At 32.2% G+C, this 12,130-nt stretch carries 14 protein-coding genes; 10 read left to right on the top strand and 4 right to left on the bottom strand.

Annotated features, from left to right (window positions below):
• Positions 1-44 precede the first annotated feature (44 nt).
• A complete protein-coding gene (locus M0M44_RS17385) occupies positions 45-464 on the top strand; it encodes a hypothetical protein (RefSeq protein ID WP_248726817.1) in 420 nt (139 codons plus the stop codon).
• A gap of 267 nt (positions 465-731) precedes the next feature.
• Here the strand turns inward: M0M44_RS17385 and M0M44_RS17380 are convergent, their stop codons facing one another.
• Together M0M44_RS17380 and M0M44_RS17375 are read right to left on the bottom strand one after the other, a co-directional pair.
• Complete coding sequence (locus tag M0M44_RS17380) at positions 732-1,979, bottom strand: mechanosensitive ion channel family protein (RefSeq protein ID WP_248726816.1); 1,248 nt, start codon at positions 1,977-1,979, stop codon at positions 732-734.
• Positions 1,972-2,265 carry a DUF3817 domain-containing protein gene (locus tag M0M44_RS17375; protein WP_095929318.1) on the bottom strand — a complete coding sequence of 98 codons (294 nt, stop codon included), beginning with the start codon at positions 2,263-2,265 and terminating at the stop codon, positions 1,972-1,974. The genes M0M44_RS17380 and M0M44_RS17375 overlap by 8 nt, the downstream gene beginning before the upstream one ends.
• A 140-nt stretch (positions 2,266-2,405) precedes the next feature.
• Here M0M44_RS17375 and M0M44_RS17370 point away from each other — a divergent pair, with 140 nt between their 5' ends.
• The 4 genes from M0M44_RS17370 (at position 2,406) to M0M44_RS17355 (ending at position 7,434) form a co-directional block, all read left to right on the top strand.
• A complete protein-coding gene (locus M0M44_RS17370) occupies positions 2,406-2,939 on the top strand; it encodes a DUF6155 family protein (protein WP_248726815.1) in 534 nt (177 codons plus the stop codon).
• A 109-nt stretch (positions 2,940-3,048) separates the two neighbouring features.
• Positions 3,049-4,587 (top strand): DEAD/DEAH box helicase, encoded by a 1,539-nt coding sequence (locus tag M0M44_RS17365; RefSeq protein ID WP_248726814.1) that lies wholly within the window; start codon positions 3,049-3,051, stop codon positions 4,585-4,587.
• Between the two features lie 166 nt (positions 4,588-4,753).
• Positions 4,754-6,088 carry a DEAD/DEAH box helicase gene (locus M0M44_RS17360; protein ID WP_248726813.1) on the top strand — a complete coding sequence of 445 codons (1,335 nt, stop codon included), beginning with the start codon at positions 4,754-4,756 and terminating at the stop codon, positions 6,086-6,088.
• An 80-nt stretch (positions 6,089-6,168) separates the two neighbouring features.
• Positions 6,169-7,434, top strand: coding sequence for an NAD(P)/FAD-dependent oxidoreductase (locus M0M44_RS17355; protein ID WP_248726812.1), 1,266 nt, complete (start codon positions 6,169-6,171; stop codon positions 7,432-7,434).
• 137 nt (positions 7,435-7,571) lie between these two features.
• On the opposite strand, the gene M0M44_RS17350 is transcribed toward M0M44_RS17355, so the two are convergent.
• Positions 7,572-8,801, bottom strand: a complete 1,230-nt coding sequence (locus tag M0M44_RS17350; protein ID WP_248726811.1) for a multidrug effflux MFS transporter — start codon at positions 8,799-8,801, stop codon at positions 7,572-7,574.
• A 144-nt stretch (positions 8,802-8,945) separates the two neighbouring features.
• On the opposite strand from M0M44_RS17350, the gene M0M44_RS17345 reads away from it, so the two are divergent.
• Both M0M44_RS17345 and M0M44_RS17340 read left to right on the top strand, forming a co-directional pair.
• Complete coding sequence (locus M0M44_RS17345; RefSeq protein WP_248726810.1) at positions 8,946-9,362, top strand: hypothetical protein; 417 nt, start codon at positions 8,946-8,948, stop codon at positions 9,360-9,362.
• Positions 9,363-9,448: 86 nt separating this feature from the next.
• Positions 9,449-9,832 carry a hypothetical protein gene (locus tag M0M44_RS17340; RefSeq protein ID WP_248726809.1) on the top strand — a complete coding sequence of 128 codons (384 nt, stop codon included), beginning with the start codon at positions 9,449-9,451 and terminating at the stop codon, positions 9,830-9,832.
• Positions 9,833-9,838: 6 nt separating this feature from the next.
• On the opposite strand, the gene M0M44_RS17335 is transcribed toward M0M44_RS17340, so the two are convergent.
• The gene (locus M0M44_RS17335; protein WP_248726808.1) at positions 9,839-10,240 is read right to left on the bottom strand and encodes a helix-turn-helix transcriptional regulator; all 402 of its coding nucleotides are present in this window, start codon (positions 10,238-10,240) and stop codon (positions 9,839-9,841) included.
• A gap of 214 nt (positions 10,241-10,454) precedes the next feature.
• Here M0M44_RS17335 and M0M44_RS17330 point away from each other — a divergent pair, with 214 nt between their 5' ends.
• From M0M44_RS17330 to M0M44_RS17320, 3 genes are all read left to right on the top strand, one after another.
• Positions 10,455-10,661 (top strand): hypothetical protein, encoded by a 207-nt coding sequence (locus M0M44_RS17330; RefSeq protein ID WP_248726807.1) that lies wholly within the window; start codon positions 10,455-10,457, stop codon positions 10,659-10,661.
• Between the two features lie 63 nt (positions 10,662-10,724).
• Positions 10,725-11,114, top strand: a complete 390-nt coding sequence (locus M0M44_RS17325) for a hypothetical protein (protein WP_248726806.1) — start codon at positions 10,725-10,727, stop codon at positions 11,112-11,114.
• Between the two features lie 48 nt (positions 11,115-11,162).
• Positions 11,163-11,807 carry a hypothetical protein gene (locus tag M0M44_RS17320; RefSeq protein WP_248726805.1) on the top strand — a complete coding sequence of 215 codons (645 nt, stop codon included), beginning with the start codon at positions 11,163-11,165 and terminating at the stop codon, positions 11,805-11,807.
• Positions 11,808-12,130 lie beyond the last annotated feature (323 nt).

The raw sequence follows: 12,130 nt of genomic DNA, 5'->3' as shown, positions 1-12,130 counted from the left end.
TAATCCCACAGTAAAACCTATTTTTGTTTTTATAAAAATAAATTATGCGATTATTTCTGTTTCTCTGCTTATTGCTAGCTTCTTGCAATTCAAAAGAAGATAAAGAAAAATACAATCACCAATTATATCGTGCTGTAATCAATAAAGACACAGCGGTTTTGGATATTCATATAAATGATAAACGTTTTTATGGACGCTATGAAATTAGTCACTATGGAACTGGAAAAGATTCTGGCGATGTGCGAGGGGATTTGAGAGGTGACACGCTTCGAGGCGATTATCATTACATTTCTTTTGGCGGTGCCTGGAAAAGGGTTCCGTTGGCTCTTTTAAAGAAAGATGGCAAGCTTTATTTAGGAAAAGGAGTAATCGGAACTTATTTTAATCTTCCGTGCTATGTTCCAGAAGTTCCCATTGAGTATCAAAATCCTGAATTTCTTTTTGAAAGGATAGAGGAGAAGTAGTTTTTTTGTTTCAAGTTTCAAGTTTCAGGTTTCAAGTTTCAAGTTTCATGTTGAAGCGCATTGTGTGTTTTACCGCAAAGCACGCAAAGTTTTTTTATACTAGACTTATTAAAAAACGCAAAGTTCGCAAAGCTTTGTGTAAAAACTTTGCGAACCTTGCGTAAACCTTTGCGATTAAATATGCGCAATCTATGTCAACCTGAAACTTGAAACCTGAAACTTGAAACCTGAAACTTGAAACCTGAAACTTGAAACCTGAAACAAAATTTAACTTAACGTAGAAGGCAATTCAAAAATTTCAAGATCAAAATATCTTACCGAAGCCATAACATGATCGAAAATATCAGCCATGATGTATTCGTAATTAGCCCAGCGTTTATCGCTAGAAAAAACATAAATTTCCAAAGGAACTCCATGTGCAGTTGACTGTAATTGCCTACACATAATATGCATATTTTTGTTTAATCCCGGATGATCATTTAAATATTGCATGATGTATTTTCTAAACAAACCTAAATTGGTCATATTACGCCCATTTAGCGAAAGCGTTTTATCAATTCCTCTAAGATCGTTGTATTTATCAATTTCCGCTTGACGGCTATCAATATAAGAGGTTATCAGTTGCACTTTTTTTAGCTGATGCAAATCTTCATCATTCAAAAAACGGATTGTACTGCTTTTTATCAAAACATGCCTTTTGATACGTCTTCCATCAGATTTCTGCATACCGCGCCAGTTCTGGAACGAATCTGAACTTAATGCATACGTTGGAATTGTAGTAATCGTGTTATCAAAATTTCGAACTTTTACCGTTGTTAAATTGATCTCGATTACGTCTCCATCGGCACCAAATTTATCCATCGTAATCCAGTCGCCAATACGAACCATGTCGTTTATTGCAACCTGAACACTCGAAACAAACCCTAAAATGGTATCTCTGAAGATTAAGATGATAATCGCCGAAAGTGTTCCCAGAATGGTTAATAATTCGCCTTTTTTAATTCCGAATAAAGTCGAAATAATCATCGCAACGCCAAAAATCCAAAGCACAATCATAATAACCTGTACAAAGCTGTCGATTGGTTTGTCGCTATATTCAGGCTTTTGTTTTAAATAATCGCGTAACGAATTAAAAACCGTTCGAACTATCCATAATCCAAGCAATACTATATAAATACCGACAATTTTTCCGAAAATCGATTCCCAATATTCATATTTGTCCAAAATAACAGGAACGGCTTTATATATAAAGAAAAACGGAATTAAATATGCGGTATATCTCGTTGTTTTGTTTTGAATTAAATAATCGTCAAACTTGGTTTTGGTACGTTGCGCAAAAACAGCGGTCAAAGTAACCAAAAGGAATTTGGCTGCGTAATAAATTACATAAGCCAGTGCTATTAAAATAACGATATTAAAGATCAGACTGGTATAAGACGCAACATTGCGGCTCATTCCCCAATCTCTAAAAACAGGATATAAAAAATTAAATATTTTCTCCAAAAGCTTATGCATTTGCTTTAGTTTCTAAATATTTTTTCTCGATATAAAAAGTTCCAAACGGAATAAGAGAAGCAACTAGAATAATTGCAAATGTTTTTAAGTCCCAATTCATTGATTTTTTCAATAAAAATGCTAAAAGAATGTATCCTATAAATAGAACACCGTGCGTCATTCCTAACGGACGTAATAATGTATGGTAAAGTTCTGGATTGTTATTTTTGATAATCAACATATTAGCAAATAATACTAAATAAGAGATTCCCTCTAAAATGGCAGTAATTTTGAAAATCTTGAGCATGTATATATTTTTTAAGTTTTATGCCAGCAAAATTAAGGATTCTGGATTGATTTTAGAATTTAAAAATTTAAAATTAAATAAGTGCAATGAGCTGAAAATTGGAATTTGGAATTTAAAAAATTGAAAATTATCTTTACTGTATGAGTAAAAGAGATTTAAAAAAATATTTAGGCGAATTAACAAAAGAACAATTAGAAGAGCAATTGATAGAATTGTACGAGAAATTTGCTCCTGTAAAAGTGTATTACGACTTTGTTTTTAACCCAAAAGAAGACAAACTGCTTCAGGATGCTAAGGTTAAAATCTCACACGAATATTTCCCCATCAAAAAACCAGGGGCAAAATGGCGTCCAAAAGCTAAAATGCGAAGATCGGTTGCTCAAAAATTAATTAAGCATTTTATGATGCTCGGAGTAGATTCTTATATTGTTGCAGATATTATGCTTTATAATATCGAAATTGCGCAAACGTTTTCTTCGCAAAATTTTATCAAGCAGGAATTATTTTACAAAAGCATCTTTAATTCTTTTGAACAAGCAGTAAATTTTATTGTTTCAAACGGAATTTTTAACGATTTTAAATTGCGAATTAATGCAATTGAGAACGAAACTTCTGAGCAAAAATGGAAAAATAAGTACGATTTTGAGGCAATTTTGGAAAAAATCGACTATTAAAACCCTTTCTCATAAAAAATCTTTATTTAAAAAAAACATTTATTTTAAGTTAAAAGAGGATGAATAACTGTTTTTTCGATGTATTTTTGCAAAAATCCAAAAATAAACAATGTCTCAAAACACTTTAGAAATACAAAGAGAAGAGAAGAAAGAACTGTATGCATACCAAAAAGGCGATATTGATGCCATTTTTGACCGTTTAGACAACGCTCCTCCAAAACACCACTTACTGTATCAGCTTCCGACAGGAGGAGGAAAAACAGTAATATTTTCTGAAATCGTTCGCCGCTATTTATCTCATAATGATAAAAAAGTGGTGGTTTTAACGCACCGAATCGAACTTTGTAAACAAACTTCAAAAATGTTAACTGGTTTTGGTGTAACAAACAAAATAATCAATAGTAAAGTAAAAGAATTACCCGATCAGAATGATTTTTCTTGTTTCGTGGCGATGGTTGAAACTTTAAAAAACCGTATTAACGATGAAAAGCTTCATCTAGACAATATCGGTTTGGTTATTATTGATGAGGCGCACTACAACTCATTTAGAAAATTATTAAACTCATTTAAAAATGCTTTTATTCTTGGAGTAACAGCAACACCTTTGAGTTCAAATATAAAATTACCAATGCACCAAAGTTACAACGAACTTATTGTTGGTGACACCATTGGTTCTTTGATTGAAAAAGGTTTCTTGGCAAAAGCTACAACTTACAGCTATGATGTTGGTTTGACATCATTAAAAGTGGGTATCAATGGAGATTATACTGTAAAATCTTCAGATGATTTATATACGAATACTTTGATGCAGGAAAAACTGCTTCATGCCTATACAGAACGTTCTTTAGGAAAGAAAACATTAATTTTCAATAACGGTATTCATACTTCATTATATGTATATGAAACGTTTAGAGAAGCAGGTTACGATATTCGCCACTTGGATAATACAAGTAGTTCTGAAGAGCGTAAAGACATTCTACAATGGTTCAAAAAGACTCCAGATGCCATTTTTACTTCTGTCGGAATTTTGACAACTGGTTTTGACGAACCAACTGTAGAAACTATTATTTTGAATAGAGCGACAAAATCATTAACGCTATATTTTCAAATGATTGGTCGTGGTTCGCGTAAATTGCCTGGAAAAGATGAATTTACAGTTATAGATTTAGGAAACAATGCCGCACGTTTTGGTTTATGGAGCGATCCTGTAAATTGGCAGCATATTTTTAAATCGCCAGAATTTTACTTAGAAAATCTTCGTGATGACCACGAAATCGAGATGTTCTTTAAATACAGCATGCCACCAGAATTACGTGCCAAATTTAGTAAAACGGCAGACGTTAGTTTTGATGTTGATGAAGAACATAAATTAATCATTAAACAAAATCTTCGTTCAAAAGTAGTTTTAGACAAATCTTTAGATCAGCACGCTGGAATGTGTGTAGATAATACAGAAACGCTTCAGGAAGCAAAAATGCTGGCTAAAGAATTAGAAGATGATATCGAAGACCGTATCAAACGTTATTCTAAATGTTTGAGCCAATGCAGTAAAAACTACCGCGAATGGCTGGTTGACGATTACAAACAAAGATTGACTTTATTAATTGGGAAAAAATATCGTGAGAAAATCATGAACGAACCAGATTGATAAATTTTAGTTGAAAAGTTTCAGGTTTCATGTTTCAAGTTGTTGGAATCTAAATAATATAATAATTTTAAAAGGAGAAACTGTATTTAATACTATTTCTCCTTTTGTCAAACTATCAGGATTCTGTAAAACTTGAAACATGAAACCTGAAACAAAAAACTAAATTATGTCTAAATCATTCTCAACATTAGGAATTTCGGCTCCAATTTTAAAAGCTTTAAGCGAATTAAACATTGTTGAACCAACAGAAATTCAACAAAAAACAATTCCGTTATTTTTGAGCGAAACCCATGACATTGTTGGTTTAGCCAAAACAGGAACAGGAAAAACGGCCGCTTTTGGATTGCCTTTATTACAATTGGTAAATGCAGAATCAACAATAGTTCAAGCCGTTATTTTAGTTCCAACTAGAGAACTGGGACAGCAAATTTTTAGAAACTTAGAAAGTTTTTCAAAATATATCCCTAATATATCTATTGCTTCAATTTGCGGAGGAACTCCAATAAAACCACAAATCGAAAGATTAAAAGAAGGCGCGCAAATCGTAGTGGCCACTCCAGGGCGTTTAATCGATTTAATTCAACGTAAAGCAATCGATATAAAACAAACAGAATATCTGGTTTTGGATGAAGCCGATGAAATGGTAGCCATTCTTAAAGAAAGCTTAGACGAAATTGTTGCGGAACTCCCTAAAAAGCATCGTACTTTATTGTTTTCAGCAACACTTCCTGGAACAATAAAACAGCTGATTCAGAATTATTTGAATAAAAATGTAGTTCAAATAAGTGCCAGTATGGAAATCGTAGGAAACGAAGGAATCGATCATGAATATATTGTGGTAGATCCGATTGAAAAATTGGAAGTTTTAATGCATTTCTTGAATTCTAGAGAGGGCGAAAGAGGAATTATTTTCTGTAAAACGAAGGCTGCTGTTAATAAATTGGCTAAAAATCTGGCAATCAATAAATTTTCTTCGGGAGCACTTCATGGAAGTTTGTCACAAGGGATTCGTGACAGAATTATGGAACAGTTTCGTGAAGGTCATATCAATATTTTGGTTGCAACCGATTTGGCTGCAAGAGGGATCGATGTAAAAGAAATCTCATATGTGATTAATTATCATTTGCCTGATACTTACGAAAACTACGTTCACCGAAGCGGAAGAACGGCAAGGGCAGGGGCAAAAGGGCTTTCTTTGACGGTTTTACAGCAAGAAGAAGTTTTTGAAATTGCTGATTTTGAAAGAGAATTAGGAATTAAATTCTCTGAATTTAAAAAACCTTCAGCGGCAAGTCTTGAAGAAAACAATATGCTTTTGTGGGCAAAACAAATCTTTAAAACAAAGCCAAATCATGAGCTTTCGCAAGATTTAAAAACGAGAGTAAAAACCGTTTTCCATCATTTGACAAAAGACGAACTAATCGAGAAATTAATGGCAAGTTATGTCTTACAGAACAAAATCGATGTAGTTGAAAAAACAGTTAAAAAATTCAAAAAGTAATAAATATGACAATTGTCATTGCATATTAAAGTTGTATATTTATAAGGAATTATTTTATAATCCTACTTAATACAACATATATGAGAATAGTCATTATTGGAGGGGGATTTGCAGGGATTAACCTAGCAAAAGAACTTGTAAATCAGCCTCAAATACAAGTAACGCTTGTCGACAAGAATAATTATAACTTTTTCCCACCACTTATATATCAAGTTGCTACGGCGTTTTTAGAGCCTTCGAGCATTAGTTATCCTTTTAGAAAATTTTTTGCAGGTAAAAAAAATCTAAGTTTTCGTCTTGGCGAATTATTATCTGTTTCTCCTGCTGAAAAGAAAATCACTTTAAGCAACGGAGAACTTGAATACGATTATCTTGTTTTTGCCACTGGTGCAGAAACGAGTTATTTTGGTATGGAAAACGTAATGAAAAATGCCATTCCGATGAAAACCTTAAATGATGCCATCGTAATGCGTAACACATTGCTTAAAAACCTTGAAAAAGCAGCCATTTGTAAGGATATGCGAAAAAGACGTAAATTACTTACAATCGTAGTAGCAGGAGGGGGGCCAACAGGAGTGGAGGTTTCGGGAATGTTTGCTGAAATGAGAAAAAATATTCTCCTTAAAGAATATCCAGAATTAGATACTTCTGCGAGCAATGTTTATTTGGTTGATGGTGGAGATGCACTTTTATCTCCAATGAGCAAAGATTCGCAAAAAGATACTCTAGAGGCACTCACAAAACTTGGAGTTGTAGTAAAATTAAACACTAAAGTTGTTGATTACGTAGATGATACAGTAGTTTTTGAAAATGGAGAAACCATTAAAACGAAAAACTTAATCTGGGCTGCCGGTGTTTCTGCAAAAATATTTGAGGGAATTCCGAAAGAAAGTTATGGACGCGGCCGACGCATGGCAACGGATGAATATAATAAAGTTAACGGTGTAGAGAATATCTATGCAATTGGCGATACAGCAATTGCAACAGGAGACAAAAATTTCCCTGATGGACATCCACAGGTTGCTCAGGTTGCAATTCAACAAGGTTTAAATCTGGCTAAAAATTTCAAAGCCATGGTTGTCAATAAGCCTCTTAAACCATTTGCTTACAAAGATAAGGGATCTATGGCTATTATAGGAAAAGCAAAAGCGGTTGTAGATTTACCTAGTCCAAAATGGCATTTTAAAGGTTTCTTTGCTTGGATCATATGGCTGTTTATACACTTAATTTCTTTGATCACTTATAGAAACAGATTAAACACATTCTGGAATTGGATGGTTGCTTATTTCGCAAAAGATCAATCACTTAGAATGATTATTAGGCCAGATAAAAAGACACAGAATTAGAACTTGTAGTTTAAATTCCAATGATTTTTAAAAATTCCAAAATCCAATTGGATTATATACAACAAAGCCGAAATCATTAGATTTCGGCTTCTTTTTTTTTGGAATTTGGAATTTCAAAAATTGGGATTTTCCCTTTTTTAATGTCCGATCATAATATCGTCGCTATCTGATAACTCAACTTTCTTTTTTATAAATCGTTTTCCAACATTTAAAATAATAAATGCGGTAACTGTTGTCGTGGTCATAATTGCTACCATAGGTGTCACAGAACTTTTTACAAAAACACCAACTGCAAAGGAGGCCAAAGCTCCGATTCCAAGCTGAATTGCGCCCATTAAAGCAGAAGCACTGCCGGTATTTTTAGCAAAAGGAGCAAGCGTTAACCCAGCAGTATTTGGATTTGAGATTCCTAAACACGCTAGAAATAAAAATAACATTCCGATAGTTTGGTATAATCCTAAAAGATCATTTAAAGCCAAAATCAAGAATATGATGCTAATAATAGATTGTGAAATTAAAGCCCCAAAAATCATTTGTTCGCTTGTAAATCGCTTCAGCAACATAGAATTTAACTGACTCGAACCAATAAAACTAACAGACATTAGCGCAAAAATCCATCCGTATGTTTTAGCATCAACCTTATAAATATCCATAAAAACTAGAGGCGAAGCTGCTACATAAGAAAACAATCCCGAAAATGCGACTGCCCCAGTAAATGCGTAAGTATAAAATTGAGGTTCCTTTATAACCAACAAGAAATTAGATATAATCGGTTTTGGTTTTAAAGAAATTGAGGCATCTGGTTTATACGTATCTGGCAGTCCGAATTGTGAAGCTGCTAAAATCACAATTCCCATGCACATCAAAATAAAGAATACAGCGTGCCAGCCTAAATCTTCTGTAACATAACCGCCAACAGTTGGCGCTAGCATTGGAGAAAGTCCAACAACAAGCATTAAAAGCGAAAACACTTTCGGAATATCTTTTACAGGAAATAAATCACGAACCATTGCTACAGAAGCAACTGTGGCAGCACAGCTTCCAATAGCCTGAATAAAACGAAGAAATATAAATGAATCTATATCAGCAACATAAATGCATCCTAAAGAAGCGAGAATGTATACCAAAAGTCCAATAAACAACGGTTTTTTACGTCCGAAGCGGTCTAATAAAGGTCCATAAAGCAATTGCCCAGCAGAAATTCCGATGAAATAACTGGATAAACTCATAGAAACTTTTGCGACAGTAGTATTTAAATCTTTTGCAATTCCGGAGAAACCAGGCAGATACATGTCTATTGAAAAAGGACCAAGAGCGGTTAAAGAACCTAATATCAGAATGAGCTGAATATATTTTTTTGTTGTCATTATATTAAAAAAGGGCTTATAATTTTCTGCAAAGGTAAAGATTTCATACCTTGTTATAGAACTTGAAGAAGTTTATAACAATAAATTAAAGTAATCGCGAAATAATTTCGCGTAACTATCTATTAATCTTTAAATTAAGACAGTATGAAAAAGTACCTTTTGTTATTAGCAGTTTTATTTACATCCATTTCATTTGCTCAAACTATTACATCAAAACAAGAAGATGCCAGTATCGAGCAGTATGAACTTCTAAAAAAAGTAAATCAATATTATCCAGACATTACATTAAGCAAATCGGTTACCAATTTTTACGCTGACGGAAAAGTCATTGATTCTCAGCAGGATTTTGATTTAAGGGGAACAAAATTTTCAAGTTACAAATTAGGAATTGAGCCAGGAAACAAAAAAGTAAAATTTGATTATACTTCTAGTGAAGCGGGCCATGTATATGGTGACGTTACTATTTTTAACGGAAATGCTTTGCGAACAACTTTTAATGAAAAAACGAATCAAATTGACGTATCATTAAATGGAAAATCGGTTTATTTGAAAAAATTGTAAATTTTAAAAGATTTAGAAAAAGCATCGCAAATTTGTGATGCTTTTTTGATTTATATTTGATTCAGATTTTAATAAAACAAACTACAATGAAAAAATTTCTTTTCCTGGCATTTTTAATTTCCTTGCAAGCATTCTCACAGCAAAATAAATTCTCAGGAACTTGGGGAAACCAAAAATGCAAAGACTGCAAGAAAGAATATATTTTTACAATTACGATTGCACAATCCAATTATAAGATTTTTGGAACCGCCGAAGTTACAAGCAATCATAAAGAATTAAACTCAGGAATTTTGGAAGTTTCCGGACATGTTTATCCGCATGGCGATAAAGCTCAAATAAAATTGAAAGATAAAAACGGAGTTACATCTAGCGCAGTTTTATTTGTAAAAGATGAAGTATTGCAATTTAATAAAAATGGCGGAGGCGATATTGTACCAAAAGATATGATTTTGAACAAATTATATGAATAAGTTTCTTTATTTTATCAGTTTTTCTAATTTCTCAATCATTTCTTTTTGTTGCTCAAGCATACGCTCGTAAAGTTCTACCATCTTATCAAGAGGGTTAAAACTACAATTAAAGTTTGCCTGTGAACTTTCAGTAAAAGTATTAGCGACAGCACTATCATGGAAAGTATTTGCAATAATATTAATCGCAGAATCTTCATCAAAATTTTCGATAGCTTCAACCGGCACTTTAAGAATTTTAGCAACTTGATCTAAAATATCATTTTCAATCAATTCTTTTTGCTCCAAAAGAGAAATTTTCTTTTGATTCCAATCTTCACCTAATTCATAGGCAAGGGCTTCTTGTTTTATGCCAAGCATTTCACGGAAACGCTTTATATTTCTACCTTGATGTATTTTTTTCTCTGTCATATTGATATGTATCCTAAATGTCAAATATAGGATTTTTACTTAAAATAATTTAGACATGCTAATAAATGTTATTTCTAAATTATTCCAAGTAAAAGGAAAGCTACAAAGCGTACAAGGAATTAACTCTTTAAAATTTAAGCTCTTTACGGCTTTCCGTAATTATTTGATCTTTGGATAATTTATATTCGCAAACAACCAAAAACAAATCAAAATTATGATTCAAATAATTATTGAAGCGGTAAAACCTATTGCTGATGCATCCGTTAATAATACAAGTGACACCTTGGAAATTCTAAGTAAAGTAAATGAATTTTATGATTCCTCTTGGACAAAATTAATATCCGTTTTAGCAGGTTCATTTACAATCTTTGGAGTTATTGTACCTCTTTTTATTCAACATTTAACTTTAAAGGCAAGTTAAAAAGAGTTAGAAAGCATAATTAATCTAAAAATTGAAGCTGGAAAAGTAGCTATTGCAACTGAAATGGTTGCAAAACTTGAAAGTAAATTAGCTGAACATGAACAAAAGCTGGAAAAAGCTACGTTAAGTTTAAATGGGCAAATTATGCAATTACAGGCCAATAGTTTATTTCAAAATGAAAAGTATAAAGAAGCTTTTAGAGATTATTGTTTAGCGGTATCATTTTATACCGAAACAGATGATATTCCAAATTTAAGTAGAGTAATAGAATGTATCAAAAGTTGCCTCAATCATTTAACAAAAGATGATGTTTTAAGCATAAAAGTGGTAGATAATGTAGATATCGCAGAAGTTCTAAATGATTTACAAGAAAAGAAACCGACTATTTCAGGAGCTATGATTGTCGACATACGAGAAAAACTGTATGAATTACGTAAACAGGCAGACAAATAGAATACTTTTAATTTTATAAATACTTGAAATTAATACAATAAAACAATTATGAAAGAAGAAGCTATAAAATTCATTTCTGAGATCGTAAAACCTTGGGAAATTCTTAATATAAAATTTTCAACAGCTTTATCTATGAATCCAGCGATAAACGACTTTATTACTTCTGCAAATGCATTAACAATTTCAATAAAGCATTTACCTGAAGCGCTAATACAAGCAAAACCTTACAATTTAGCTCTAGAAAATAGATCCTATGAAATTCTTCATGATTTAGCTGATTCTATAAAACATGGAGCTAATAATTTGAGAAATCAAGGACGAAGATCAACTATAGATGTTTCTACAATGTTTGAAAGAAATCATGATGCAACTGTTAGATTTTTGCGAAATAGAATTGTAATAATGCATAATACATATGGCAAAATTGATTTCATGGAATGTACTATGGAAGCATCAAAGTTTATTGCTGAAAAACTTGATGTTAGAACAAACTGGAATCCTCAAATAATCATAAAAAGTGGAGATTTTTCAAACGAAATTTACATACATGCAAGTGTTGAAAACCAAGTGCATTGGCAAGCAATGAAATTAGAGTTTGTCGAATTTGAACCTGATGGAGGTTACAAAAATGTTGATTTAAATGGGCAGGTATTATTTCAGTTAACTATTGATGATCAATTAAGTATTGGTTAAAAAGTAAAGAAAAATATAAAATCCAAATCAAAACAGCATCTTTTCAATTATCCATTTTTGACCTATAATTTATATTATGTAAAATAGAATGTTTTAGAAACCGCCCTTAAATTTTCTTGTATCAGTTTTACTTTAAGATGTTTTCATTTATGACCAATTTACCATCCTTGCTTCTAGAGTTGTATTTTTGGTTGAACATTTTTATTTTTCTTTCTAGAACTGATCTCTCAAAATATGCTGTATGATTTTTATTTTTTAGAATTTTCAAATATTAAAAATTTAGACTGCCATTAATATTGTAGTTTGCTTTCAATTCAAACATT

Origin of the sequence: Flavobacterium humidisoli (assembly GCF_023272795.1) — a bacterium.
Taxonomy (GTDB): Bacteria; Bacteroidota; Bacteroidia; order Flavobacteriales; family Flavobacteriaceae; genus Flavobacterium; species Flavobacterium humidisoli.
Note: the sequence above shows the minus strand (reverse complement) of the source record. Positions and strands in the feature narration are given on the sequence as shown.

Bases quoted from the DNA above. Each gene is read 5' to 3' on its own strand.
- M0M44_RS17385 (WP_248726817.1), top strand. From the start codon at position 45: ATGCGATTATTTCTGTTTCTCTGCTTATTGCTAGCTTCTTGCAATTCA.
- M0M44_RS17380 (WP_248726816.1), bottom strand. From the start codon at position 1,979: ATGCATAAGCTTTTGGAGAAAATATTTAATTTTTTATATCCTGTTTTT.
- M0M44_RS17375 (WP_095929318.1), bottom strand. From the start codon at position 2,265: ATGCTCAAGATTTTCAAAATTACTGCCATTTTAGAGGGAATCTCTTAT.
- M0M44_RS17370 (WP_248726815.1), top strand. From the start codon at position 2,406: ATGAGTAAAAGAGATTTAAAAAAATATTTAGGCGAATTAACAAAAGAA.
- M0M44_RS17365 (WP_248726814.1), top strand. From the start codon at position 3,049: ATGTCTCAAAACACTTTAGAAATACAAAGAGAAGAGAAGAAAGAACTG.
- M0M44_RS17360 (WP_248726813.1), top strand. From the start codon at position 4,754: ATGTCTAAATCATTCTCAACATTAGGAATTTCGGCTCCAATTTTAAAA.
- M0M44_RS17355 (WP_248726812.1), top strand. From the start codon at position 6,169: ATGAGAATAGTCATTATTGGAGGGGGATTTGCAGGGATTAACCTAGCA.
- M0M44_RS17350 (WP_248726811.1), bottom strand. From the start codon at position 8,801: ATGACAACAAAAAAATATATTCAGCTCATTCTGATATTAGGTTCTTTA.
- M0M44_RS17345 (WP_248726810.1), top strand. From the start codon at position 8,946: ATGAAAAAGTACCTTTTGTTATTAGCAGTTTTATTTACATCCATTTCA.
- M0M44_RS17340 (WP_248726809.1), top strand. From the start codon at position 9,449: ATGAAAAAATTTCTTTTCCTGGCATTTTTAATTTCCTTGCAAGCATTC.
- M0M44_RS17335 (WP_248726808.1), bottom strand. From the start codon at position 10,240: ATGACAGAGAAAAAAATACATCAAGGTAGAAATATAAAGCGTTTCCGT.
- M0M44_RS17330 (WP_248726807.1), top strand. From the start codon at position 10,455: ATGATTCAAATAATTATTGAAGCGGTAAAACCTATTGCTGATGCATCC.
- M0M44_RS17325 (WP_248726806.1), top strand. From the start codon at position 10,725: ATGGTTGCAAAACTTGAAAGTAAATTAGCTGAACATGAACAAAAGCTG.
- M0M44_RS17320 (WP_248726805.1), top strand. From the start codon at position 11,163: ATGAAAGAAGAAGCTATAAAATTCATTTCTGAGATCGTAAAACCTTGG.